This window comes from Streptomyces sp. NPDC058663 (genome assembly GCF_042716745.1).
In the GTDB taxonomy this organism is placed as follows: domain Bacteria; phylum Actinomycetota; class Actinomycetes; order Streptomycetales; family Streptomycetaceae; genus Streptomyces.
Genome location: NZ_JBHXRV010000001.1, coordinates 153,949 through 178,725 on the forward strand (window position 1 = coordinate 153,949; position 24,777 = coordinate 178,725).

The 24,777-nt window shown below is 72.0% G+C and carries 21 protein-coding genes; 4 read left to right on the top strand and 17 right to left on the bottom strand.

Annotation, left to right across the window (positions count from 1 at the left end; all coding sequences use genetic code 11):
• Positions 1-16 precede the first annotated feature (16 nt).
• The 9 genes from ACFWVV_RS00595 to ACFWVV_RS00635 all read right to left on the bottom strand — a co-directional run bounded on the left by ACFWVV_RS00595 (position 17) and on the right by ACFWVV_RS00635 (position 13,535).
• Positions 17-583 (bottom strand): Pycsar system effector family protein, encoded by a 567-nt coding sequence (locus ACFWVV_RS00595; RefSeq protein ID WP_384343939.1) that lies wholly within the window; start codon positions 581-583, stop codon positions 17-19.
• Positions 583-2,238 carry a hypothetical protein gene (locus ACFWVV_RS00600; RefSeq protein ID WP_384343936.1) on the bottom strand — a complete coding sequence of 552 codons (1,656 nt, stop codon included), beginning with the start codon at positions 2,236-2,238 and terminating at the stop codon, positions 583-585. The genes ACFWVV_RS00595 and ACFWVV_RS00600 overlap by 1 nt, the downstream gene beginning before the upstream one ends.
• Complete coding sequence (locus ACFWVV_RS00605) at positions 2,235-4,676, bottom strand: hypothetical protein (RefSeq protein ID WP_384343933.1); 2,442 nt, start codon at positions 4,674-4,676, stop codon at positions 2,235-2,237. The genes ACFWVV_RS00600 and ACFWVV_RS00605 overlap by 4 nt, the downstream gene beginning before the upstream one ends.
• Positions 4,673-6,292, bottom strand: a complete 1,620-nt coding sequence (locus ACFWVV_RS00610) for a hypothetical protein (protein ID WP_384343930.1) — start codon at positions 6,290-6,292, stop codon at positions 4,673-4,675. The genes ACFWVV_RS00605 and ACFWVV_RS00610 overlap by 4 nt, the downstream gene beginning before the upstream one ends.
• 68 nt (positions 6,293-6,360) lie before the next feature.
• Positions 6,361-7,095 (bottom strand): Crp/Fnr family transcriptional regulator, encoded by a 735-nt coding sequence (locus ACFWVV_RS00615; RefSeq protein WP_384343927.1) that lies wholly within the window; start codon positions 7,093-7,095, stop codon positions 6,361-6,363.
• Between the two features lie 254 nt (positions 7,096-7,349).
• On the bottom strand, positions 7,350-9,902 hold the full coding sequence (locus tag ACFWVV_RS00620; RefSeq protein ID WP_384343924.1) for a polynucleotide kinase-phosphatase: 2,553 nt from the start codon (positions 9,900-9,902) through the stop codon (positions 7,350-7,352).
• The gene (locus ACFWVV_RS00625; protein WP_384343921.1) at positions 9,899-11,431 is read right to left on the bottom strand and encodes a 3' terminal RNA ribose 2'-O-methyltransferase Hen1; all 1,533 of its coding nucleotides are present in this window, start codon (positions 11,429-11,431) and stop codon (positions 9,899-9,901) included. The genes ACFWVV_RS00620 and ACFWVV_RS00625 overlap by 4 nt, the downstream gene beginning before the upstream one ends.
• A gap of 216 nt (positions 11,432-11,647) precedes the next feature.
• On the bottom strand, positions 11,648-12,538 hold the full coding sequence (gene mmuM / locus ACFWVV_RS00630) for a homocysteine S-methyltransferase (RefSeq protein ID WP_384343918.1): 891 nt from the start codon (positions 12,536-12,538) through the stop codon (positions 11,648-11,650).
• 73 nt (positions 12,539-12,611) lie between these two features.
• Complete coding sequence (locus ACFWVV_RS00635) at positions 12,612-13,535, bottom strand: LLM class F420-dependent oxidoreductase (protein WP_384343915.1); 924 nt, start codon at positions 13,533-13,535, stop codon at positions 12,612-12,614.
• A gap of 245 nt (positions 13,536-13,780) precedes the next feature.
• Here ACFWVV_RS00635 and ACFWVV_RS00640 point away from each other — a divergent pair, with 245 nt between their 5' ends.
• On the top strand, positions 13,781-14,179 hold the full coding sequence (locus ACFWVV_RS00640) for a hypothetical protein (RefSeq protein WP_384343912.1): 399 nt from the start codon (positions 13,781-13,783) through the stop codon (positions 14,177-14,179).
• Between the two features lie 11 nt (positions 14,180-14,190).
• Here the strand turns inward: ACFWVV_RS00640 and ACFWVV_RS00645 are convergent, their stop codons facing one another.
• From ACFWVV_RS00645 to ACFWVV_RS00670, 6 genes are all read right to left on the bottom strand, one after another.
• Entirely contained in the window at positions 14,191-14,727 is a 537-nt protein-coding gene (locus ACFWVV_RS00645) for a DUF6099 family protein (RefSeq protein WP_384343909.1), read from the bottom strand.
• 344 nt (positions 14,728-15,071) lie between these two features.
• Complete coding sequence (locus ACFWVV_RS00650) at positions 15,072-15,407, bottom strand: nucleotide pyrophosphohydrolase (protein ID WP_384344148.1); 336 nt, start codon at positions 15,405-15,407, stop codon at positions 15,072-15,074.
• Positions 15,408-15,475: 68 nt separating this feature from the next.
• Positions 15,476-16,687, bottom strand: a complete 1,212-nt coding sequence (locus ACFWVV_RS00655; RefSeq protein WP_384343906.1) for an AAA family ATPase — start codon at positions 16,685-16,687, stop codon at positions 15,476-15,478.
• A gap of 55 nt (positions 16,688-16,742) precedes the next feature.
• Complete coding sequence (locus ACFWVV_RS00660; RefSeq protein WP_384343903.1) at positions 16,743-17,132, bottom strand: cell division protein SepF; 390 nt, start codon at positions 17,130-17,132, stop codon at positions 16,743-16,745.
• 217 nt (positions 17,133-17,349) lie between these two features.
• Complete coding sequence (locus tag ACFWVV_RS00665) at positions 17,350-18,714, bottom strand: carbohydrate-binding protein (RefSeq protein ID WP_384343900.1); 1,365 nt, start codon at positions 18,712-18,714, stop codon at positions 17,350-17,352.
• Positions 18,715-18,857: 143 nt separating this feature from the next.
• Positions 18,858-20,108 (bottom strand): aromatic acid exporter family protein, encoded by a 1,251-nt coding sequence (locus ACFWVV_RS00670; protein ID WP_384343897.1) that lies wholly within the window; start codon positions 20,106-20,108, stop codon positions 18,858-18,860.
• A gap of 426 nt (positions 20,109-20,534) precedes the next feature.
• Here ACFWVV_RS00670 and ACFWVV_RS00675 point away from each other — a divergent pair, with 426 nt between their 5' ends.
• The 3 genes from ACFWVV_RS00675 to ACFWVV_RS00685 all read left to right on the top strand — a co-directional run bounded on the left by ACFWVV_RS00675 (position 20,535) and on the right by ACFWVV_RS00685 (position 23,561).
• Positions 20,535-21,773 carry a PP2C family protein-serine/threonine phosphatase gene (locus tag ACFWVV_RS00675; RefSeq protein ID WP_384344145.1) on the top strand — a complete coding sequence of 413 codons (1,239 nt, stop codon included), beginning with the start codon at positions 20,535-20,537 and terminating at the stop codon, positions 21,771-21,773.
• 219 nt (positions 21,774-21,992) lie between these two features.
• Positions 21,993-22,436 carry a hypothetical protein gene (locus ACFWVV_RS00680; RefSeq protein ID WP_384343894.1) on the top strand — a complete coding sequence of 148 codons (444 nt, stop codon included), beginning with the start codon at positions 21,993-21,995 and terminating at the stop codon, positions 22,434-22,436.
• Between the two features lie 765 nt (positions 22,437-23,201).
• Positions 23,202-23,561, top strand: a complete 360-nt coding sequence (locus tag ACFWVV_RS00685; RefSeq protein WP_384343891.1) for a hypothetical protein — start codon at positions 23,202-23,204, stop codon at positions 23,559-23,561.
• A gap of 129 nt (positions 23,562-23,690) precedes the next feature.
• On the opposite strand, the gene ACFWVV_RS00690 is transcribed toward ACFWVV_RS00685, so the two are convergent.
• Together ACFWVV_RS00690 and ACFWVV_RS00695 are read right to left on the bottom strand one after the other, a co-directional pair.
• A complete protein-coding gene (locus ACFWVV_RS00690; protein ID WP_384343888.1) occupies positions 23,691-23,999 on the bottom strand; it encodes an SCO5918 family protein in 309 nt (102 codons plus the stop codon).
• Between the two features lie 50 nt (positions 24,000-24,049).
• Positions 24,050-24,454, bottom strand: a complete 405-nt coding sequence (locus ACFWVV_RS00695) for a CBS domain-containing protein (RefSeq protein WP_384343885.1) — start codon at positions 24,452-24,454, stop codon at positions 24,050-24,052.
• Positions 24,455-24,777: the final 323 nt, after the last annotated feature.

Consider the following 24,777-nt stretch of genomic DNA (forward strand, 5'->3'; position numbering starts at 1 on the left):
CTGTTCCATCGTCTCGTCACCACACCTGGCCGATTACGGAAAGCACTACGCCGAGGGTCAGAGAGCAGACCCCCGCGCGCAGCCAGCGGTATTTGGCGGTGAGCACCGCGCCGAGGACGGTCGCCTGGCTGAGCATCCAGCGCACGACGTCCCCCCCGGACTCGGTCAGCCGCGCGTGCAGCACCTCCGGCGGAGTGTTGCCGGTGAGATCGCGAAGGAATGTCGCGTCGGCACCTATCCGGGTGCGCGGCAGCACCACACCTATGAGCATCAACAGTCCGGCCAGCCAGAGGAGTCCACCGGCCACCACGAGCCCCAGCGCGAAGCCGTTCGGCGCGGCAGTTCCCTCCCGTGCCCAGACGACGGCCAGGAACGCGAGCCCGCCGGACAGCAGGATCGCCGCCTTCGAGTCGGCCCGCCCGATGTCCTCCCGTACGGACTCCAGCAGCCGCTCGGCCACGAACCGCACATCGGGGTCGTCGGCCGCACGGGCGGGCGCGGGGCCGGGCGCGGGGTCGGCGGGCGCGGGTGCATCCGGGGCCGGCTCCGGGCCGGTCGTACGGCGCGGGTCGGTGGTGGTCATCAGTCGTCCCAGTCGTCGAAGCCCGCGCTCGGCGGTCCGGCCCGTCGCCCGTCGTCCCGGCGGGAGGAGTCACTCCTGTGGGACAGACGGTCCGCTCCCGAACCTCGCGCCTCGGAGCGACTGTTGACGTGGTACTCGTCCGGACCCCAGAGGTCGTCCTGTTCCGGGCCGTGCCCACGGCCCCGGCCGAAGTCCTCATCACGCCCGAGGTCGCGGTCGCGGTGCCGGTCCCGGACGGACGGGCGTTCCCGGTCGCCGTCCCAGCCCCGGTCGCGGTCCCGGTCGCCGTCCCAGTCCCGGTCGGCGTCGCGGCGCCGGTCGGCCTCGCGGTCCCGGTCGACATCTCGGCCGTAGTCGCGCCCGCGTTCCCTTTGCCGCTCCCGCTCCCGTTCGCGTTCCTGGTCGGCCGAGGAGTCCACGCGGGTGGGCTCGTACACCCGCCCCTCCCCGTCGGGTCCTGGGGTGGACTCTTCCTCCCAGAAAGGGTGGCGGGGCTCAGCCCGCTCCCGCCGTCCTTCGTCGTCGCCGCGCTCCAGTTGCCGACCATGGTCCCCATCACGCCCGGGGCGTCCGTTCCGGTTCCGGTTCTGCTCCAGTGCGTGGCGAGAACCACCGGAAAGTGGCAGTCCGACGGAGTCGATGACGCCGCCGAGGACCCCGCCGGAGTTCTCCCGCAGATACTGGAGCACCTCGTACATGTGGTCGCCGATGTCGTGCCGTTCCAGGTTTCCGGTGTCGAGCAGTTTGTGGAACAGGCCGATGAAGTCCGCCTGCCCTTCCCGGCGTTCCTCCCTGATGGCCTGACGGATCTCCCACTGCTTGTCGGGGTTGGTGGCCATGTAGTAGGCGATCTCGCTCTCCTCGCCCCGGCTCAGGATCTCCTGGAGCACCTTGGCCTCCGCGCGGATCGCCTCGTGCTTGCGCGCGTTCTTGCGGCGCTCCGATTCCGCCCTGACGTCGTCGTTCTCCATGTCGATGGTGAGCGTGTCCTTTTCCTGGACACGCGTCTTGACGTCGTCACTGAGATCGATGAACACATGGACCCGGGTGGAGAGACCGAGGTCCTGGCCGAGCGCGATGCGGCCGGCCTCCACCTCGGCGCGGACGGCTTCGTCCGCGCGGTGGGATTCGGTGAGCCGGAAACGGCGGGAGACGCTGCGCAGTCCGGCGAGCAGTTCGTCGTGCAGCAGTTCGCCGACGTCCCTGAGGTTGCGGCGGACGACGAGGCGGGGGTCGACGACCTCCCAGTGCACCCGCGCCGTCGCATCGAAGAACGCCGCGTCGCCCGCGGCCGGGAGCCGCAGGTCGAAGGAGGTGACGTGTACGCCGAGTTGGATCTCGACGATGCTGTAAGGGCGGCCCACCCACGGTTTGTTGACGTCCTCGCGGTGGTCGGGCCACAGCACGCTGTATCCGCCGTTGTTGTACAGCATCACGGCGGCGACCTGGCTGGTGCGGCGGACGTAGGGCGGTGAGTACTCGCCGAGCAGCGGACCGCGCAGCCCCTGGCCTTTCCCCCGTCCGGAGCTGCCGTGCTGTCCGCCCCGGTCGCGCGGCTGCGACCGGCCGCCCTGCCGCTGCGCCGGCGGTTTCTGCTGCTGCCGGTCCTGTGCCCGCGGCTGGTCGCGCCGCTCCTCGAACTCCCGGTCCGTCATCCTTCGGCTCCCTCTCCCACGGCGTCCCACATCCGGCGGGCCGCCGCCTTGTCCAGTGCTTCGCCGGGGTCGCGCACGAGCCGGTTCAGCAGGTGCCGCAGCCGGTCGCGGTCCCGGCGGTCGACGGCGAGCAGCGACAGGAACCCGCAGGCGGGGCCCAGCTGTTCGGGGTCCGACCCGGCCCGGCGCAGCCAGCTGCCCAGTGCGTCCAGCGTGGCCTCGCCGGAGCGTGCGGTGACCAGCGCGTGCCGGACCAGGTCGGCCAGTTTGCGCCGCAGGTCGGGCCGGGTCTCCAGCAGGGCGGCGATCAGCGGTTTCGATCCGTGCCTAGCCATCTCCTCGTCCTCGTGCAGCCCCCACAGGTACGTGGCCTTGGTGCGCAGCGCGCCGATCACCGCGAGCAGGACGAGGTTGGCGAGGTCCTTTCGGTCCTCGCGCAGCCAGCCGCCGAGCCTGCCGACGACGGTGGCGGGTTCGGCCCCCGCGAGCAGGCGGGTCACGCTGAAGGAGGCGGTGGCGAGGTCGTCGAGCTCGACGTCCTCGCGCCGGACCACCTTGGCCAGGGCGTCGAGCGAGGCGGCGACGGAACCGGCGGCCATGCCGTACCCGTGGGTCAGCAGAGCGGTCGTGAGCAGCGCATCGTCGCCGCTGTCCGTCCACTCCTTGAGCATCACCCGGGCCGCCGGGCACACCGAGGCCTCGCGGGAGGCCTCCGCCAGGGCGGTCGCCGCGGCCATCTGGAGGGTCGGACTGTCCGTCGCCGCCATGGGGTGGAGCAGCTCCCCCGCCCCGTACACCCAGTCCCAGGAGCTCAGCACCCCGGCGGCGACAGACGCCCGTACCCACAGGTGGGGGCGCGGGTCGTCGCACAGGGTGCGCAGCCAGCGCGTCAGCGGGCCGCGTACGTTGTGGTAGCCGTGCCACACCTCCTGGAGTACGGCGGTGGCCAGGCTGCGCCCCTGGAAGCGGACGGCGCGCATGGGTACCTTGGCGTCGCCCAGGTCGAACTCGCCGTCCTCGACGACGGCCCTGGCGAGCACGGGCCGGTCCGCGTCGTGCACTGCGAACAGCCTGCGCCCCGCAGCCTGTTCGGGGTCGAGGGTCACCGCGAGTTCCCAGGCCAGCTGCTCACCGGCCTCGGCGGTGAGGCTGTAGGAGGAGCCGTTGAACACCGCGACCGCGATGCGGAAGGCGGTGGCGTCGAGGACGGGGAGCGCCGCCGGGAGGGTGCCGGGGCGGTCCGCGTCGGCGAACCAGGCACGCGCCTGGACGCGCACGAACGCCGCGCAGTCGGCCAGGAGTTGAGCGTCCGTCAGGGAACCCCGCTGCCTGAGGGAGAGCAGTTCGGCGAGCCGGGCGGCCTCCCGGGGCCTCAGTTGCTCCAGGCCCAGGGCGTCCTTGAGGTCCGTCTCCTCGAAGCGGGCCCGCGCCCGTGCGAGGGCTCCCTCGGGTGCTTCCTTGAGGAGTACGCGCAGGTGGCGGTGGAGCACGTCCTCGGTGCGCGGCTGCGGGCAGGGCAGCCCGTAACGCCCACGCAGGAACTGCCCCGCCACCTCGCCGCCGCCGGCCAGGACGACCGCGAACCCCTCGGAGGCGGCCAGCAGTCCGCTGAGCCGGTCGAGGTGGAGTTCGGTGGGGCGTCCCGTGCCGCGCGGTGGGTTCGTCCCGGCATCGCTGCGCCGGTCCTGGCCGGTGTCGGACAGCGGCTGCCTGCGTCCGTCGTCGAGGGGCAGTTCGAGCAGGTAGCCGTGTTTCTCCTTCAGGTGTTCGGCCTGCACGCGGTGCAGCGGAATACTCGGGTCCAGCCGGTCGACCTGGTGGTGGGTGAGCTCGGAAAGGAGGGCGAGCCCGGTGGCGGTGCGGCCACTGCCCGGTTCGCCGCACAGCACCAGGAGCCTGCCCTCGCGCAGCAGGTCCTTCATCCGCTGGTAGCCGGCCGGCTCGCAGTAGACGTCCTCCAGCCGGTCCAGTTCCTCCCTGGGCACGGGACCCGCGACCATGGGGCTGCTGCTGCCGCCCGACGGGGCGTGGTGGTGGTTGATGGTGTTGCCCGTGTAGACCTGACCGTCGCCACCGATGCGGAAGTGATCCCTGTCCGTTCCGCGCCCGGGGAAGTTCTGGCGGGCGGCCTGGGCGGTGCCGGATCCCCCAGTTCCGCCACCGCCGCCGCCCAGAGGCCCGCGCCCCACCTGATCGAAGGGGCTGGCCTCGGTCTGTTGTTCCTCCGCGCCGGCCGCGCCGTCGGCCGGACTCCCGTCGGGGTCCTTGCCGCCGCCCTTGCCGGCCGGCCCGCCTTTGCCGCCCTGGCCGCCCTTCCCGCCCGGGCCGTCCTTGCCGCCCTTCCCGCCCGGGCCGTCCTGCCCCGGAGAGGCCCCTTGCGGGGATTCGGCACCTGCGGGGCCCGCGTCCTGGCCGGCGCCCTCGTCCGCATCGCTCATGTGCTGCCCCCGTCACCGGCGCGGCGGTTCGCACCGCTGCCCTGTCCGCGCTCCGGCTCGTACTCCCGCTCCGGCTCGTACTCCCGCTCCGGTTCGTAGTCCCGCTCCGGTTCGTACTTCAGCTCCGGCTCGTACTCCCGCTGCGGTTCACCCCGCTGGTACGCGCGCTGCCCGGGGTCCGCCCTGGGCCCGCGCTCCCCTTCGGTGTGCGGGGCGCTGGGAAGTTCCGGCCGCGCTCCGAACCGTGGCCCCCCGTTGTTCCCGCCGGGCTCGCGCCGCGCTCGCGGCAGTAAGCCGTCGTCCTCGCAGTCGGGTCCGGACCCGGACCCGGCCCCGGGCGCGCGTGGCAGCCCGGGACGTAACCCGCTCGGCGGCTCGTCCTGCGGCTCGTCGTCCCGCTCCCACTCCGGGCGGGGCCACGGCTCCGGCTCGCTGGGGCTCCACAGCTCCGGCTCGCGGTCGGGCTGCCTCCTTGCAAGGTGCGACCGCGGATACGGAGCGGGCTCCCACTCCGGGTCCCACTCCGGCTCCGGCTGCCCTTCCGGCCCGTGCTGCCACTCGGGGTGCCGCTCGCCCTGCGCGAACCGCGAGTGGGGTGTCCACTGCCCGGGCCCGGACTCGCGCCCCGGCCACTGCTCCGGCTCCGGCTCGGGCTCCAACTCCGGCTCCGGCTCCGGCGGGCGCTCCCGATCGGGCCGCCGCTCAGGCGGCGCCTCCCGCTCCTTGCGGAAGCCCGTGAAATCGCCGTGGATGGTGCTGCCGGTGACGTTCAGACCGTCACCAGCGATGCGGATCTCCTGGCTCAGCCCGTTCAGTGGGGGCCTCGACGCCACTCCTGCGCCGGGCGATGATGGGCCGCCCCCCTGTTGCGGCCCATCATCGCGTCCGGGTTCCGCGGCCTCTTTCGCCGCGGTAGGTCCCCGGGATGCGGTCATCGCGTCCATCGGCGGCTCCGCGAGTCCCGGGACATGGAACCAGGCGGTCTCGTCGGTCTCCTTGGAACGGACTCGTCCGCGCCGGTACTGCCGCGGCTCGATGTGCCGTCCGCCCTGCGCGACCACCTCCGTGTACAGCCAGTCGGAGACGACGATCATCAGCTCCGACTCCACCGCCGCCGCCATCACCTGCTTCGCGGTGTCGCTGTCGCACAGCCGGCAGGTCAGATCGACCGTCCGCCCCACCAGCCCCCTCCCGTCGTCGAGCACGGGCCCCATGTGCATCGCGACCCGCACCCGTAACCGGTCCGACCTGCCGTGATTGTGCTCCCGGAGGTTCTCGTAGAACGTGCTCAGCCAGCGGCCGACCATGAACGACGGCGGTACGTCCGGGGGCAGTGCGGCCAGGATGCCGTCGCCGCGGTCCTCCTGGTGGGGCCTGCCCGGCAGCACCCCGACCGCTTCGAACGCCTCCGCGAAGGCCGCGTACATCGCCGCCCGCATCCGCGTCTTGGTCTCCATCCCCATCGACCCGGACCCACAGGCGTCCGCGGAGACCACCAGCCGGTTGACCGCACCGTACGTCCCAGGCATCCCGGGCGCGCCGGCCGGTATCGCCCGCGGGGCCGCCGCAGCCGCCTCCACCCGCGACCTGTCCGCCGCGCCTGCCGCTCCGTACACCGGTGCCTCCTGTGCCGTCGTCCGCCGGAATCACTTTCGTACCGTCCGCCACCGTGCGATGTAGCCGTTTACACATCCGGGCGAATTTTCTCTCCGGGTCCGCCGCGCGGGGGCGGCCCTGCCCTCCCCTGCGCCAGCAGCCTGAGCAGTTCGATGTCGGTGACGGTCACCCGCCGGTTCCCGGTGTGTACGACGTCCTGCTCGCGCAGCAGCCGCAACGCTTTGGCCACCGCCTCCCTGGTAGCCCCGACCGCAGACGCCAAGTCGTGTTGCGGGAGCGGGAGTTCGACGACAAGCGCGCCCTCCGCGTCTTCGCGGCCGGCTCGCTGGGCGAGTTCGAGGAGACGCACTGCCAGCCGGCGCAGCACGGTTTCGGAGGCGAGGGAGCGGCGCTCGCTGTCGGCGCTGCGCAGCCGGGCGCTGAACTGCCGCATGATCAGAGCGGTGGCATGCGGCCTGGCGGAGAGGAAGTGCCGGAACCGCTCGCCGCTGATGGAGGTTGCCTCGACGGCGCCGAGGGCGGTCACGGTGGCACTGCGAGGCCCGTGGTCGACGGCGGCGAGGTCGCCGATCACCTCCCCCGCACCACGCAGGGCGAGGATGAGGCGGGCGCCGCGCTCGGTGGAGACGGAGACGACGGACCATCCCTCGCGCACCGCGAGCACGAAGGTACCGGTGTCGCGCTCCTGGAGCATGACCTGTCCGGCCTCGTAGTGGCGCGGGGCTCCGAGCGCGAGCAGGCTGTCCCGGTCCTGGCGCGACAGCGCGTCCAAGAAGGGGCGTCCTTGCCCGAACAGACTCATCGCTCGCCCCCGATGGCGCCTCGGACGCGACGTGGTGACGGTGCGTCAAGCAGAGAGAACAGGAAGACTAGGCACCCACCCCACCCGAGTCAAGAACGATCAACTCCACTGTCTCGGAACCCCCTTGACGCCCCCAGCCCCTTGGGACGACGGCGCCCGGCGGAGCCGCACACCCCGGCCCCGCCGGACCCCGCTCCCGCACAACGCACCCCCGCCCCACCACAGCGGAGCCACACCGCCCGGCCCCGCACCCCCTACAACCGCGGATCAACCGCCTCCGACTCCAACGCCAGCACCGCGAACACCACCTCGTGCACCCGCCACAGCGCCTCCCCCTCCGCCAGCCTCTCCAGTCCCTCGACCCCCAGCGCGTACTCCCGCAGCGCCAGCGACCTCTTGTGCCCGAGGTGCCTCTCCCGCAGCCGCGCCAGCTGCTCGGGCCGGGTGTACTCGGGTCCGTAGATGATCCGCAGGTACTCCCGTCCCCGCACCTTGATGCCGGGCTGCACCAGCCGTCCCTTGCGGTCCCGCACCAGGGCGTCCAGCGGCTTGACGACCATGCCCTCACCGCCCCGGCCGGTCATCTCCAGCCACCAGTCCACTCCGGCACCCACCGAGGACTCGTCGCCGGTGTCGACGACCAGCCGGCGGGTGGTCTGCAGGAGTCCTGTCGGGTCGTGTTCGACCAGCCGGTCCAGCCAGCCGAGCTGCCGGTCGTGCGGTACGGCCGCGAGCGACCGCCCTTCCACGGCCAGCAGCTGGAAGGGTGCCAGCCGCACCCCGTCCAGCCCTTCCGTCGTCCAGCAGTACCGCCGGTACGCCTCGGTGAACAGGCCCGCGTCCGCCGCCCGCTCCCGCTGCCTCGCCAGCAGCTCGTCCGCACCCTCTACGCCACGGCCCGCAGCAGCCTCAAGGGCGCCCAGCGCCGCCGGGAACGCCGCACCGGACGCCGCGCCCACTGCCGCGTACTGCTGCCGGAGCAGCCCGGACGCCTTGAGCGACCACGGCATCAGCTCGGCGTCGAGCAGCAGCCAGTCGCTTTCCAGCTCGTCCCAGAGCCCGGCCTCGCCGATCGCGGTCCGCAGGCGCGCCAGCACCAGCTCGCTGACGGCCGAGTCGTCGAAGAACGGCCGCCCGGTGCGGGTGTGCACGGCCCCCGTCGGCCCGTCCACCCCGAACCGCTTGCGTGCGGCGTCCGCATCCCGGCACACCAGCACCACCGCTCGCGAGCCCATGTGCTTCTCCTCGCACACGACCTTGGCGACCCCGTCCGCCCGGTACTGGGCGAACGCTTCGACGGGGTGCTCCAGGTACCCCTCGGTCTTCGAGGTCGCCGTCGGTGCCATGGTCGGCGGCAGGTACATGAGCAGCTGCGGGTCCACAGCGAACCGGCTCATCACTTCGAGAGCCGCCGCCGCGTTCTCCTCACGGACCGCGACGCGCCCGTGCTCCCGGGTCTCCACCACCCGTCGTCCTGCCACGTCGCCGAGGTCCAGCGGGCGCCCGTCCTGGCCGCCCGGCACCTCGGTGACCAGCGGCTTGACCGGTTCGTACCAGACCTTCTCGGCGGGTACGTCGACGAGTTCGCGCTCCGGCCAGCGCAGCGCGGTCATCCGCCCGCCGAACACGGCACCGGTGTCGAGGCAGAGGGTGTTGTTGATCCACGAGGTGCTGGGGACGGGCGTGTGCCCGTACACGACGGCCGCCCGGCCCCGGTACTCCTCGGCCCACGGGTAGCGCACGGGCAGGCCGAACTCGTCGGTCTCGCCGGTGGTGTCCCCGTACAGCGCGTGGGAGCGGACCCGCCCCGAGGTGCGCCCGTGGTACTTCTCGGGCAGCCCGGCGTGGCAGACGACGAGCTTTCCGCCGTCGAGGACGTAGTGGCTGACGAGGCCGTCGATGAACTCCCGCACCTGCTCCTTGAAGTCGTCGTCCTCCTCAGCCAGCTGTTCGATGGTTTCCGCGAGTCCGTGGGTGTGCTGGACGTTCCTTCCCTTGAGCCAACGTCCGAGCTTGTTCTCGTGGTTCCCGGGCACACACAGCGCGTTACCGGACTTGACCATTCCCATGACCCTGCGCAACACGCCGGGGCTGTCGGGCCCCCGGTCGACGAGGTCTCCGACGAAGACGGCGGTCCGCCCCTGCGGGTGTGCCCCGTCGACGTATCCGAGCTTTCCGAGCAGCGTCTCCAGCTCGGAGCGGCAGCCGTGGATGTCGCCGATGATGTCGAACGGGCCGGTGAGGTGGGTGAGATCGTTGAAGCGCTTCTCCAGTACCACCTGGGCCGCTTCCACCTCGTCCGCGCTCCGCAGGATGTGCACCTTGCGGAAGCCTTCACGTTCCAGTCCCCGGAGCGAGCGGCGCAGTTCGCGCCGGTGGCGCTGGATGACGCGGCGGGGCAGGCCGGCCCGGTCGGGGCGCTCGGCGTTGCGCGCGGCGCAGACCTCTTCGGGGAGGTCGAGCACGATGGCGACCGGCAGCACGTCGTACTTCCTGGCCAGCTGCACGAGCTGCTTGCGGCTCTCCGGCTGCACGCTTGTCGCGTCGACGACGGTCAGCCGCCCGGCCTCCAGCCTCTTGCCCGCGATGTAGTGCAGGACGTCGAAGGCGTCGCGGCTGGCGCTCTGGTCGTTCTCGTCGTCGGCGACCAGACCGCGGCAGAAGTCCGAGGAGAGGACCTCGGTGGGCTTGAAGTGCCGTTTCGCAAAGGTGGACTTGCCGGAGCCGGTGGCTCCGACGAGGACCACGAGGGAGAGGTCGGGGACGGGCAGCCTGCGGGGTGCGGTGGTCGGTTCTGTCGTGGTCATGCCGCCTTGCCCTCCTTCTGGGTCGTACCGGCGCTCGCGTGCCGCACCGCGCTGTCCTGCGCACTGTCCGTTGTTCCGTCACTGGTGCTCTTCCGGGAGAACACCGCCATCTGGGTGGGCGGTCCCACCTCGGGGTCGTCGGGCCCCACGGGCACGAACGCGACGCCGTACCCGTACCGCTCCGCCACGTCGCCCGCCCAGCCGCGGAACTCCTCGCGCGTCCACTCGAAGCGGTGGTCGCCGTGCCTGACGTGCCCGGCGGGCAGGGATTCCCAGCGCACGTTGTACTCCACGTTGGGCGTGGTGACGACGACCGTGCCGGGCCGTGCCGCGCCGAAGACGGAGTACTCCAGCGCGGGGAGCCTGGGCAGGTCCAAGTGCTCGATCACCTCGCTCAGCACGGCGGCGTCGTAGCCCGCCAACCGCTTGTCGGTGTATGTCAACGAGCCCTGCATCAGCTGGATCCGCGCGGCCTGACGCTCGCCCATCGTCTCCAGCTTGAGCCGCCGCGAGGCCATGGCCAGCGCCCGCACCGACACGTCCACGCCGACGATCTCGCGGAACTTCACGTCCTTGAGCAACGCCTGCACCAGCTGCCCCTGCCCGCAGCCGAGGTCGAGCACCCGGCTCGCCCCGGCGCCGCGCAGTGCCGCGAGGATCGCCTCCCGGCGTTGGACCGCGAGCGGCGTCGGCCGCTCCTCGGGCTCCCCGGTCTCCTCCGCCACCGCGTTGTCGATCTCCTCCACGGCGAGGTCGTCGGAGGCCGCGAGCCGCGCCAGCTCCAGCCGCTCGGCTGCCTGCCGGGTCAGCCCCCAGCGTCGTGCCAGGTACCGGCTGGTGATCAGCTTCTGCTCGGGGTGCGTCGGCAGCCACCCCTCCCCCGCCCGCAACAGCTTGTCCACCTCGTCGGGCGACACCCAGTAGTGCTTGGCGTCGTCGAGCACCGGCAGCAGGACATAGAGGTGGCGCAGCGCCTCCTCCAGCCTCAGCTCCCCCTCCAGCACCAGCTGTACGTAGCGGGAGTCGCCCCACTCCGGAAACTGTTCGTCCAGCGGTACGGGCACCGCGCGCACGCTGCTCCAGCCCAGCGGCGCGAACAGCTTCTCCACCAGCGCAGCGCCCCCTCGGGCGGGCACCGCGGGCACCTCGATCCGCAACGGCAACGGCTGCGCGGCCCGCTCGGGCCTGGCGTGGCACACCCCGTGCAGGGCGCTCTTGAAGACGGTGCTCAGCGCCACGGCCAGCAGGGACGAGGCGGCGTAGGGGCGGTCGTTGACGTACTGCGAGAGCGCCGCATCGGGCGAGCCGCCCCGTCCCTTGCCCTTGCCGCGCCGCACGAGCGCCACCGGATCCACTTCGAGGAGCAGCGCGGCCGTGCAGCGCGCGTCGGTCGCCTCGGGGTAGAAGACGTGGGCCGTGCCGTGCGAGGTGGCGAACGTCTGGTGGCGCCCGGGATGCTTGTGCAGCAGAAATCCGAGGTCGGTAGCCGGACGTTCCTGGTCGCCGAAGGTACTGATCGTCAAGAACACCCGACCGAGTATTGCCACCCCCGCTCTCCCCGACCACGTATTTACCGGCACCCCCCGCCGGGAGCCACCCCGCGCGCGTGCACGGTGAGGAGCGAGCGGCTCCGTGAGGATCGAACGGCTTCGTCAGGATCGAACGGCTCCGTGAGGATCGAGCGGCTCCGGAAGCAGAACGCGGGGCGGAGCCACCCCGCGCGCGTGCACGGTGGAGCAGCGCGCCTACAGCGGCAGGCCCGCGATCTGCTCCGGGCCGACCCGGCAGCATCCGCCGATCAGCCGGGCGCCGCCCTCGCGCCACCCCCGTACCCGGTCCGCGTCGAAGGTGCCCACCCCCTTCCACTCCCTCCCGTCGGCGTCCCACTCCTCACCGCTGTTGGGGTAGACGACGACCGGCTTGCCCGTCACCCGGGCGGCCAGCTCCACGGCCCGGTCCACATCGCCCGGCACGCAGCAGTTCACGCCGACGGCGATCACCTGGTCGTTGCCGGCCGCCACCGCGAAGGCCTCCGTCAGCGGCTGGCCGGCCCGGGTGCTCTCCCCGGCGATGCTGTACGACAGCCAGACCGGCAGCCTGCTCCCCTCGGCCGCGCGCAGCAGGGCGTCGGCCTCGTCGATGTCCGGCACCGTCTCCAGCGCCAGCACATCGGGCTCCGCCGCTGCCAGCGCCTCGATCCTCGGCCGGTGGAACCGCTCGAGCTCCGCGACCGACAGTCCGTACCGCCCGCGGTACTCGCTGCCGTCCGCGAGCATCGCCCCGTACGGCCCGACCGACGCGGCCACCCATACGGACCGCTCCTCCGCCTCCCCTGCCTCCCGCGCCAGCGACACACTGCGGCCGAGCAGCTCCGTCGCCTCGCCGCGCCTGATACCCCGCTCCGCGAACCCCTGGTAGGTGGCCTGGTAACTGGAGGTGATGAGCACCTGGGCACCCGCCCGCACATAGGCCGTGTGCGCCGCCCGGATCTGTCCCGGGTCGTCGGCGAGCAGCCGTGCCGACCAGAGTGCGTCGGACAAGTCGCATCCCTGCGCCCCCAGTTGGTTGGACAACCCGCCGTCGAGGGCAACGGCCCTCTCGGCGAGTACGGCGGCGAGCGGGCGGGTGGGCTTCACGGTGACTCCTGTACGGCTCGGCTCTGTGCTGCGCTGATCTGCTCGGCTCTGCTGTGCTCTGCTCCGGCGGGGCTCAGCCCAGCTGGGACAGCACCTGCGAGGAGATCAGATCCAGGTGGTCGAGGTCGTCCAGGTCCAGCATCTGGAGATACACCCGGGACGATCCGATCGCTGAGAACTCTCCGATCCGGTCCACCACCTCCGCCGGCGAGCCCGCCAGCCCGTTGGCCTTGAGTTCGTCCACCTCCCGCCCGATGGCCGCCGCCCGGCGGGCCACCTCCGCGTCGTTGCTGCCGACGCATGCCACCAGCGCGTTGGAGTACACCAGGCCGCCCGGTTTCCGCCCGGCCTGCTCCGCCGCCGCCCGCACCCGGGCGAACTGGCGCGCCGTGTCGTCGAGCGAGGCGAAGGGGATGTTGAACTCGTCGGCGTACTGCGCGGCCAGCCGGGGAGTGCGCGTCGCCCCGTGGCCTCCGATCAGCACCGGCACCTTGGGCTGCGCGGGCTTGGGCAGAGCCGGCGAGTCCGTCAGCTGGTAGTAGGTCCCGTCGTAGCTGAAGGTCTTGCCCACCTCCGTCTCCCACAGTCCCGTGACGATGGCCAGTTGCTCCTCCAGCCTGCCGAACTTCTCCTTCGGGAAGGGGATCCCGTAGGCCTTGTGCTCGTCCTCGAACCACCCTGCTCCCAGGCCCAGCTCGACTCGGCCGCCCGACATCTGGTCGACCTGCGCGACCTGGATGGCCAGGACTCCGGGAAGGCGGAACGTGCCTGCGGTCATCAGCGTCCCGAGCCGGATGCGCCGGGTCTCCCGGGCGAGTCCGGCCAGGGTGATCCAGGCGTCCGTCGGGCCGGGGAGCCCGTCGGCGGACCCCATCCGCAGGTAGTGGTCCGAGCGGAAGAACGCGTCGAATCCGAGGTCCTCGGTCGCTTTCGCGACGGTCAGCAGCTTGTCGTAGCTCGCCCCTTGCTGGGGCTCGGTGAAGATGCGAAGGTCCATGCCTTCATCCTGCACCTTCGAACTGCCGTCAACCCCGTCGGTCTCAGCTGTCCCCCGTCTGCACCGTCGAGTGAAATGCGCCATCAGGGGGGTCCTCGCACTTCCGTGTCAGTGACTGGTGACCCAGGCACTCGTTTGGTCGGAAGGAGCCGGACAGCCCGGCCCGCGCACCGGCGCACATGGCCGGGGCGTCGCTGGCAACACCGCCCTCCCGCACCGGTAGGGCCCGGGCCGAGGAGGCCGCCATGTCCCAGGAAGCCGTGCCCGAACAGGCCACGCCCGCGAACCCGGTACCGACGTCCGAACCGGGCCGGCAGTCCGCCCCCAAGGGCCTGTTGCAGCAGATGGAGGAACTGATGGCGGCGCTGACCGCCGATCTCTCGCAGCTCGACGCCGACCTGCAGAGCACGGCCGACCGCCCGCCTGCCACCGCCGGCACGAGCGGCGGGACCGGCACGGGCAACGGGCAGGGCACCGGCGACGGGACCCGCACGACCGGCGGGACCATCGCGACCGGCACGAGCGGCGCCATCGGCACAACCCGCGGGACCGGCCCCACCGGTACCGCCGGGGAGCACCGTGAGGACCCCCGCACCCGCGATGCCCAGGGCCAATACGACGGCGACCGCGACCGGTCCCGCTGACAGCAACAAGGTCATGACGCCCCCGCCGCCGAGTCCTGGGCCGCGCCCTGCAGCCTGCTGTGTTCCCACACCGTGAGCCGGCGCAGCAGTCCGCGCACCCGGTCGTTCGACTCGTCGGCGGCGTCGATCGCCTCGATGGTCTGCCAGTAGAACCCGTCCTCGTCAGTGGCACAGGCCACCCCGACGAGCGCTATTCCCACCTCACCCAGCAGTCCGCCCAGGTCCACCAACGTGGTGCGCGCGTCAGGGACTTCGGTCAGCTGCAGGGCTCGCGGGCGAGGGTTCGGCGGCAGCCCTGCCGGGAACCCCGCCGCGTCCAGGCCTCCCGGCCGCGGGGCCGGCCAGTCGATCGAACCGCTTCCTCTGCCGCCCGCCTCGCAGAGCCCCTGCGCCTCCCCTCTCAGCTCGGGAGGCCCCTTTATGGCGAGCAACCCGCCGATCGCCTGGGTCAGTGCCTGCGCCTGCCACGCCTCCGTCAGGATCTCCCGCGACGCCTGGCTCTGAGCCAGTGCGTGTCTGCTGACCCGGATGAGTCTCACCGCGTCCATCTGCCACCCCCGTCGCCGTCCCGCTCGCTCCACATCCCGCACCGCATCCACTACCCAGAGTGAGGGGAACGGGCCTGGAAAGCCAGTGCTGTGCGGAAATCTGTGGATACTAAGGCGGTTGTGGATAACGTCACCACTCCGCAGAGTGACGAAACCTGTGCCGGACCGCGCACCTGACCCTCCGCACCGGACACCCACCTCGCCCGGTGCCCGCCACACCCGAGGGGCCGGCCAGGCCCCGTGCCCCCACGCCCGGGACCTCGCCACAACGCCCGGGACCTCGCCACACCCCACGCCCCCACTCCCGCGCCCGGGGCTTCGCCGCACCCGGCGGCCCTCCGCACTCAGGCCCCGGGTGCAGGAAAGCGCACTTCGTTCCGCTCGATCTTCGCGGCCAGCGCCGCCAACGGATCGATCCCGAGCACTTCGCAGAACTGGAGCAGATACGCCAGTACGTCGGCGACCTCGTCCGCGACCCGGTGCGCGGACTCCGGCTTCTCCATGACGCGAGCGGACTGCTCGGGGGTCAACCACTGGAAGATCTCCACCAGTTCGGATGCCTCGACGCTGAGCGCGGCCACCAGGTTCTTCGGGGTGTGGTACTGCCCCCAGTCCCGCGCCGCGGCGAAGGCGGCCAGCCGTCGCTGCAGGCCGGCCACATCGAGCACCGCGCTCTCCATGCCCACGTCTGCCTCCGCATCCGCCCCGTCCGCACCGCTCACGCCCGCCGCCACCGCCGCATCGTCCGTCACTCCCCCAGGTCTACCACCGTCGCACCCGCCACCCCGTCCGCGCACGCGGCGTCGCCCACCGTGCCGACCAGCCGGATGTGCCCGCGGGCACACATCCGCACGGCCAGCTCGGCCAGGGCTCGCGCCTGCCGCCGGTCGAGTCCGCGGTCGAACCCGTCGGCCAGCACCGTGAGCGTCCGGTGGGCGTCGGGCACCCCGATCTCCTGCTCCACATCCAGCACTCCCGGTCCGGTCAGCAGCACCAGGGCCAGCGCCAGATACCGCAACTCCCCGTCGCCCAGCCTCGCGAGAGGCGTCGTGCCCCGTGCGCCCCGCCCGAGCAGGGCCCGTACCGTACCGTCGGCGTTCTCCTCCACGGTCAGGGCCTCGACCGGACCCGCGCAGCCCGTCCTGGCCGCCGCGATCAGCGCGGCGTGCCGGGTCGCGCACTCCCCGCCCGTGCGGCGCAGCACCGCGGCCAGGTTGTCGCAGTCCCGCCTGAGCAGCCCGTCGCCGGCCGCGACCGGCACGCGCATCCGGTGCGGCTGCGGATCGCACGCGTAGACCGACCGCAGCGCGACGAGGAGTTGCTCGGCGGCGGCCAGCACCCGCAGCTCCCCTTCGGTCCTGCCCGCCACCCGCAGGGGCAGCAGCGAGGTCCCCAGCCGGTTGTCCGGCAGCGGCGCACGCGTCACCCGCGCGGGGCCCGTGAACCAGGCGGCCTGGACGGAGGGCCGGCCCGGATCACGCAGCGAGGTCGACAGGAGTTCCTGCCCGTCACAGGTCAAACGTTCGCCGACGACTCTGAGTTCCGGCTGCGCCTGGACGGCGAGATCGAGTCGTACGGAACCGGCGGGGCCGTCGACCGTACAGCCGATGCGGAATCCGCGCCGCGCCTGTCCGTCGGCCACGGCCCGCTCCGGGACGCACTGCTCCGGGTCGGGAAAGACGTCACCGGTCTCCTCGCCGGACGCGAGCCGGGCCAGCGCCTCGTACGCCCGCAGGGCCGTTGTTTTGCCGCTGCCGCTGGGTCCGGCGAAGAGAGTCAGCGGCCCCAGCGCGAACACCGCCCCGCGGTGCGCCCCGAAGGCGGAGAGCCGCAGTTCGGTGACCGTGGGGCGGTGCGGGCGAGCGGAAGGGGAAGGGGAAGGGGAAGCCGGTGAAGGGGCGCCGGTCGGGGGGAGGTCGGGAGCCGGAACGGAAGGGCGGGTCGGCGAAGGCAGAGTCATGATGCGGACGCTATGCGTCCGCATCAGTGGCGAACCGTTACCTCTGAAAACCCTCCTACGATCGGGGGATGGCCGCCGCCTCCACGCCCTCGACCTCCATGCCGACCGGTGCGAGCAGGAACACGTTCTTGTCGACCCGGTGCATCCCGCTGCCGAGGCCGAAGACCACCCCGCTGCTGAAGTCCAGGATCCGCTTGGCCACATCGGGCTCCGCGCTGGTCAGGTCGAGGAGCACCGGAATCTGCGCGATCAGGTACTCGGCGACCTCACGCGCGTCCGAGAAGATCTGCACGCGCAGGACGATCATGCGCCGCTGTTCCGCCGCCTCGTACCCCTGCGGCACCGTGCGGTGATCGGTTCTGGACGGCCATTCGTTGCGGCTGCGCAGCGGTACGACCTGGGCGAGCCCTTCCCACTGCTCGTCGGTGACGTCATACCTGCTCACCGGACCACCCCACCCACGTGCTGTATCTGCATCCGCCAATTCTGACCTCCCTCACCCGTACGGCCTACCAGCGACACGGCGCACAACCGGATGAGCCGCACATTCTCCGGACCCGGGGGTCCAGGGAATGCGCGGCTCGGGCCTGTGGGGCCGGGCGTCCGCGACGGGGCGGGGAAGGTCGCGCCGGGTCGGGCGCGCGCCGGTCACGGGACGCGGATCACACCCGCTGCCAGAGGGCGGGCACGTTCGGGGGTTCCCAGCCCGCCTGCGCCTGGTGTCCCTGGAGGCACCGGTAGGTGGCGCCGCCGTACGTCACCTGGGCTCCCGCCGCGTAGACGGTTCCCGCGGCCCACGTGCCGCCGGGCTCCCCCGGCTCACCCGGGCCGGGGTCGTCCGAGGTGGTTTTGAGCGTCAGCCCGTAGCTCTGGAGCAGCGGGTTGATCGGCTGGTAATAGGTGGTGCCGCCGGAGCGGCAGTTGCCCGAGCCCCCGGAGGTCACCCCCTGGGCCTGGCTGCCGGAGATGTATGAGCCGCCGGAGTCACCGGGTTCGGCGCAGACCGAGGTGCGCGTCACTCCGCTGATGGTGCCCTCGGGGTAGGTGACGCTGGTGTTGTGCTGCTGGATGGTGCCGCAGTGCCAGCCGGTGGTGGATCCCGAGCGGCAGACCGACGCGCCGACGGCGGCCTGTGTCGAGCCGGTGACCTGGACGTTTCCGCTGCTGCTCTTGACGTAGGGGGTGGCGGTCCAGTTGGTGTTGGTGGCCACCCACGCGGTGTCACGACCGGGGAAGGTGGAGGCCTGGAAGGAGCCCTGGGCGACCTGGTTGTAGCCGGTGGTCGTCGTGCCGGGCCGCCCGCAGTGTCCGGCGGTGGCGAAGCCCTGCTGGGTCCCCTTGGTGACCGGGAACCCGATGGAACAGCGGCCGCTGCCGTTCATGTAGTAGGCGTCGCCGCCCCTCAGGTCGTACAGCGGACGCGGACGTTCCGCCGATGTCTCCACGCGTACGAGCGCGGGGTCGACCCCCGCCGCCGCGGTCAGGGCCTTCGCCGCGGCCGGCCGTATCGCCTGCAGCGTCACGCGGTTCGCCGTGACGTCGACGTACCGGACGGGCACCTCGACGGCCGCGGACGTGGCGGCGGACGCTGCCAGGTCCAGCTTCTGCAGCGCTGCGTCCAGCCGGCGCAGGGTGTGCGGTACGACGACGGCACGCGCGCCCCGGGCCTCGATCGCGGGCACGTCCGAGGCGTCGGTGGTGGCCACACTGAGCTTCCCGGAGTCGGCGCCGTGTACCCAGGCTCCGGCGAAGTCCCCGCCGAGCGCGAGCCGCAGCCCTCCGGCGACTGTGCCTGCCTCGGCCTCGTTCGCCAGCCGCGCCCTGGCCTGCGCCCCGGTCACCCCCAGGTCGCGCTGCATGGCCCGCAGCAACTCGGGCGGAGCCTCGCCGACGCCCATCGTCACGGCCGCAGTGGGCGGTGCGGGTGGGGCCGCGTCCGCGGAGGCGGTGCCGGGCAGCCCTGCCAGCACCAGCGCGCCGACGACCGCGAACGCGGCACAGGCCGCTTTGGCATGTCTGTGGAGCATGGGGGGATCTCCTCGGTTTCGGGTGGGGTACCGAAACCGTAGAAGCGACAACCGCTGTGCAGGAACTGCCAGTTGCCCCCTCGCTCGGTGTTATGCCCCGGGCCCGCCGGCCCTGCGGGGCCCGCGCACGCCCGCGGCCCCCGTCACCCCTGTGCGTGCTCGCGCAGCACGTTGGAGGTGTGCTGGAGCTCTTCCGTCAGACGGGTGGCCTCGACGACCAGCACCCCGTACGGCCGGGTCGGGTCGGTCAGCGGGAGAGAGCGGTGCTCGGCCTCGTCGGCGGCCTCCTGCCGGCAGCGCCGGGCCTCGCCGACGAGCCGGTCGAGCAGTTCCGTCTGCTCCCCGAGCGAGTCCTCGTCGATCGCGGCGAGCACCTGGGTGATGTCCTCGAGCGCGTGCAGGAAAGCGCCGTAGCGCCGGAGGAAGGGCTCGTAGGTGAAGTCGTTCTCCTCCTGGCGCCACAGGTCCAGGCTCCGCGTGAGCGACGTCAGCTGGTGCAGCACGCGCTCCAGCGCGGAGAGCACGGCGGCGTACCCGTGGAAGGTGGCCTGGGTCCTGGCCCTGGTCCGGCGTCGGCCGAACAGCCGCAGCGGGTTGTAGAGCAGGCTTTCCCTGGCGGTCCGCAGCTCCGCCCTGGCCTGTTCGATGCGCACCTCCAGCCGCTCCGCGCGGGCGCGCCACCTCGCGGTGTCCTCCCCCGCGACGTGCCCCTCGCCGAAGTGGGGCCACATGTCCGCGAGCAGTTCGCCCATGGCGCCGGCGAGCATGCGGATGGCGTACTCGGCGCCGCGGTAGCGCAGCGGCGGCACGATGGCGCCGTTGACGACGAGTGCGACCACCGCCCCCACGCACACCAGCAGAACGATCTGCCCGAGCTGCAGGGCGGTCTGGCTCCCGTCGCGCGCCGAGATGTACGTGGAGAAGGCGAAGAACGCGGCGGTGGCGACCTGGTTGCCCTGCGCCCCGAGCGCGGGCCATCGCCCGATGAACAGGGCGATGACCGCGACCAGGACGAAGGTGAGCAGATCGGGCCCGCCCAGGAAGGCCAGTGCCGCCTGCACGAGGACGCCGGCCGTGACGGCACCGACGTACCGCAGGGCCTGCGACACCGACCGGTAGATCGTCACCTGCATGAGGAGCACCGCCGAGAACGGGGCGAACGCGGGCGACTGCGCCCCGAGCAGGTCGTGCGCGATCACCCAGGCGAGGGTGGCCGCAAGGGCGCTCTTGCCGGTCAGCAGCAGCGTGTACCGTTCCCCGCTTGACGGGTCGCGCGGCCTCCGGAACCAGTCCTTCACCCGCCGCCACGCACTGGCACGCAGTCTCGGCACGGCACCGGCGCGGCTCTTGTCCTTTTGTGCGATCTCGGTACCCTCCTCGGTCTGGCTGCACACGTGTGCCCGGCTGAGCGGTACTCATTCCCACCGGTGGCGGGCCCTCGCACGGGGTCTGCCACACGCACGTAATCAGCTGGGGCGGCCGCCGCGCCCGTACCGGGCCCGGTACGGCGTGCAGGACACCCCGTACGACGGACATCGCACCGTACGGCTGGGCGCGGATCACCGCCGGAGCAGTAGCAGTGCCGCTCCCCCGATGGCCGTGCCGTACGGCGGGCGGCCGCCCGACCGGCTCATCCGTTTCGGGGGCTCTGTGGTGCAATGACATCTGCCCGGCACCGGGCTCGGCGCCGGCCCCCGCACACCTGGGCAGCGGCCCTGAGGACCAGCGAGCGAGGAGTCAGCGTGACCGTAGGCCTGCCTGACGGGGACAGGGGGACGAGTGCCGGTCCTTCCGGGAACGGCGGTCGCCCGGACGGGGCGATGACCCTGGCGGCGACGCTGGCGGCGGCGGAGACCTCCGCGCCCGTGGAGTCGCTCGACGTGGTGGCGCGCATGCTCAAGGAGCGACTGGGGGCCGCATCGGTGTCGTTCCTCATCACCGACTTCACCGGCGGCTCGGTCGTACGGCTGGGGGCGGCCGGCACCGTCGAGACCGATGAGCCCGCCCGGCGCATCACCCTGCGGGGCACCCTGTACGACGACGTGATCCGCACCCAGCGGCCGAGCGTGGAGGACAAGGGCGAGGGCGCGCTGGTGCGGGTCGTCGCTCCGGTGACCAACCGTGGGGACGCGATCGGGCTCCTCGAACTGTTCCTGCCCGCGGCGCCGGACGGGGAGGTGATGCGGGAGATCGGCGAGACCGCGCACGCCCTGGCGTACATCGTCATCGCGAACCGGTCCTACACCGACGTGTACCAGTGGGGCCGCCGGACCAATCCGCTGAGCCTGGCCGCGGAGATCCAGCACCGGCTGCTCCCGGATTCGCTGGCCTGTGAGGCGGCGCAGTTCGCGGTGGCCGGGGCGCTGGAGCCGGCCGACCACGTCGGGGGTGACACCTTCGACTATGTGATCGACCGGGACACGGTCCAGCTCTCCGTCACCGATGCCATGGGACACGATGTCGACGCCGCGCTGCTGGCCACCCTCCTCGTGGGCGCCCTGCGCCGCGCGCGGCGGGCCGGTGCCACGCTGGCCGAGCAGGCCCGTCAAGCCGATCTGGCCATGCGCGAGCACGGCCGCCAGAGCTACGTCACCGGCCAGCTCCTGCGCATCAGCCTGATCGACGGCACGACCGAGTTCATCAATGCCGGGCACCCCTGGCCGCTGCTCATGCGGGACGGGCAGGTGCGGGAGATCACTCCGAAGATCGACATGCCGTTCGGCTTCGACGTCCCGCACACCTATCAGGTCCAGCCGCTGGATCTGCGGCCGGGCGACCGGCTGGTGATGCTGACCGACGGCATGCTGGAGCGCAATGCCGACAGCCTCGACCTGTCGGACCTGATCGTGCGCACCCGCGTGCTGCATCCCCGCGAGGCGGCCCGCGCCCTCGTCGCGGCGATCGTCGATGCCAGCGAAGGCAGCCTGGAGGACGACGCGACCGTGATGTGTCTGGACTGGCACGGCATCGGCAACTCCCGGCGGGACGCCGACACCGGTGCCGACCTCACCGACGCCTCCGCACCCTCACGGACGGGGCACTCCGCTTCCGGGCGGTGACTGGGCGGGCGCGGAAGGGGGCCCACTGCGGCCGACGGGGCCGGAGGGAGGGGTGGGTGCTCCGCACGAGAGCGGCCGGCGGGGCCAGAGGGACGGGTAGTGCTCCGCACGGCGACGTCGGCCGATTGGGGCTGCGGAAGCCGAGTAGATCGGCTGCGCGTGGGAACGATCAGGTCTCCCGACCGGGCATCTCCGCTCGCCTACGCGCAAGGATCGCCGATGCTTCCTGAGATCCACCCCCGCCCCGAAAGCTGTCCGGCCACCGGCCATCTCCTCGGGCTGCTGGCCGGCCTGCCCGCCCCCACCAAGGCGGGAGAACGCTTCTGGTCGGAGCTGTGGAGGTCGTCGGGCACCGCTTATCTGCTGCCCGTCAACCTCAGGGAACTGGTGCTGCGTTCCTTGGCGGGAGAGGGAGCACCGCTGGCCCGGCAAATCCTTTCGGCCGTCGCCGAGATGACGCCTCCCCAGCGACTCGCCGCCGGGGAGGTGATCGGCCAGGCCCTCGCCGAGTCCGACCACCTTCCCGATCTCAAGACACAGGTCATCGGGGAACTGTGGCTCCGGGACATCGAACTCACCGCCTGGCGCGTCCTGCACGCCGGGCACAGGGCGGACGACGCCGCCGGACGGACAGCCTTCGCCGACGCGTGGACGGGCATCTGACGCCTCTGTCGCGTGGACGGGCTTTTGACGCCGCCGCGTGGACGGGCGTGTGCCTGCGCCGACGTGTGGACGGGCCCCGCACCGGTCCGCCGTCGCCGCGTCGGCAGCGGAACACATGGAGGGGCCCCGGTGCCGTGTGGCACCAGGGCCCCGAAGGAACTGCTACACCATCTGCCGGCTCTGGAACTGTGCCGGCCCTCTGAGTCCGCCGACCCGGCCGAGATGCTGCCGGGGGTGCGGGGATCGCGGTTGCTCGACCGGAGACCACCTCACTATCGATGTCCTGCGGTACCCGGGCCTCGCCCGGGCGATCCTGATGGCGCTTCGGCTCCTCCGTTCTTTCCCTCAGTGATCAACTGCCTGCTGAGCGGTACTGCTCACGGCCGCCCCTGATGACTGCGGGCCGCCCGGTGCGGTGGTCAGTCCCGTCGCCGTCCTGCAACCGCCCTGGCTTCGGAACTCCACCGCCGCACCGTCCTGCGTACTGCGAACTCGGTTACTGCTGCCCGGCAGTTCGTCCCTGCCGGGCCCTGCGGTCTCTCTGGGTTACGAGAGAAACCATAACCACACCAGCACCCAATGTCTACTCCAGCGAGCATAGATTTTCGTATCCCCTGAGACGAGGTAGCCTGCCTCGCCCACCTACGGGCAGTCGAGGGAGCGGGGAGGCCCTGCCGGGGCCGCTGGGCGGCAGCGGCGCGTCGAAGGCGTACAGTGCGGTACCGCGCTCGGGCAGCGGGACGGCCGGTGAATATAATCTGTCCCATGTCGAAGCCTGACGAGCTGCTCGTTGACGTCGCCGCCCTGGTGGAAGCCGGGCAGAGCAACCAAATGTCCCTGACCGTGGTCGCCGGTGGTGCTGTGATCACCGGTCGACTGGCCCCCGAAGCCGTGTGGCGGCAGAGGGTGTCGGACGTACTCACGGACTCGGACCGCCTGGGCGAGTTCTCCGCCGTTTTCAAGACCCCCGTGAAGAAGGACGGCCCGCCGACGCATCTGCACTTCCACGTCGCCCGGATCCTCCAGGGCACGGTGGGGATTCCGGAGACGGGCGGTATGTACCGCGTGGCGATCGCTGACGTCAGCGCCTGGACGGTGGGCGACTTCAGCTACTCCGACCGCTGAACCCTCACTCACCCGACCGCTGAGCGATCCCTGCGACGGAACCCCCGTCCACGCGATGTGGGCCCCACCGGCACGTGCCGGTGGGGCCCACATCGCTGTTCAGGCTGCGACTCGCGCCCGTCGCCCCGGTCAGACGGCCGCGGGGGTGCCGAGCGACGCGGAGGCGCGCTGGAGCGAGCCGAGGAGGAGCGCGGGGGCCGCCGCGGGGAGGGTGCGGCAGGTGAAGCCGAGCCGCGCCATGGCGCGGGTGACTTCGCCGGCGGTGAAGTCACGCCGGTCCTGCCGGGTGATCACCTGGCCGACCTGCTTGACGGGGTAGTTGCGGCGGCCGATGATCACGGACTCACCGGTGCCCCGCTCGGGCTTGATGCCCTTCATCGTTTCCAGTACGTCGCTCTTGGTGAGCTCGAAGGGGAAGCGGGCGATGACGCAGCGCATGTGGCCTCACAGGGAGAAGGGGAGAACGGTACGGCCAGGGGGGGGACGGCTCAGCGGGACAGGGCGAGGACGCCCAGTGCGCAGCCCTGCCCGTCGACCACCGGAAGGGCACCGAGCCTGCGCGAGCGCATCGCGTGCTCGGCTTCGGCCATCGCGGTCACGGGCGAGGGGAAAGCCCCGTGATCGCCGAGGAGGTCACGCAGGCGGACGCGGTCCGTGTACGCGGAACTGCCGCGGACAGCGGTGAGTTCGGTCCGGGTGACCAGGCCGGTGCACTGACCGTCCTGGTCGCAGACGACCAGTCGGCCCGTGCGGGCCGCGGCCATGACGGAGAGCGCCACCTCGACGCTCATGTCGTCACAGACCTGGGGACCGCCCGCGTCCATGCTCTCGGCCACCGTCCTGGGTGCGGGGTGGGCGGGCGTCGGACGGGGCTGTGTCGGAACCGGCGTCACAAGGTGCCTCCTACAGAGATGAGCGAGCTTCCTGATCACGGAGGATCCGGGCCGACACGTCGAGACGGGTGACCCCCGCAGCGATGACCGGCACATCGAAATCCACGAATCCCGGCCGGTGAAACAGAGAAAGCAGAGCCTGCCGACGGAAAGGACGCGGGCGCAGGTACGGAAGAGGGCGAGGTACTGAAGAGGGAGACGCGGCGGGGAGAAAAATACCGGGGCGTCGGCTGCGACATCACTCTGCGGCTGGGAACCGCATCCTGCGGGGCGCCTCGTGTGGGGGGTTACGGATTCCTCCGCACGACCCTGCCGGTGAATCC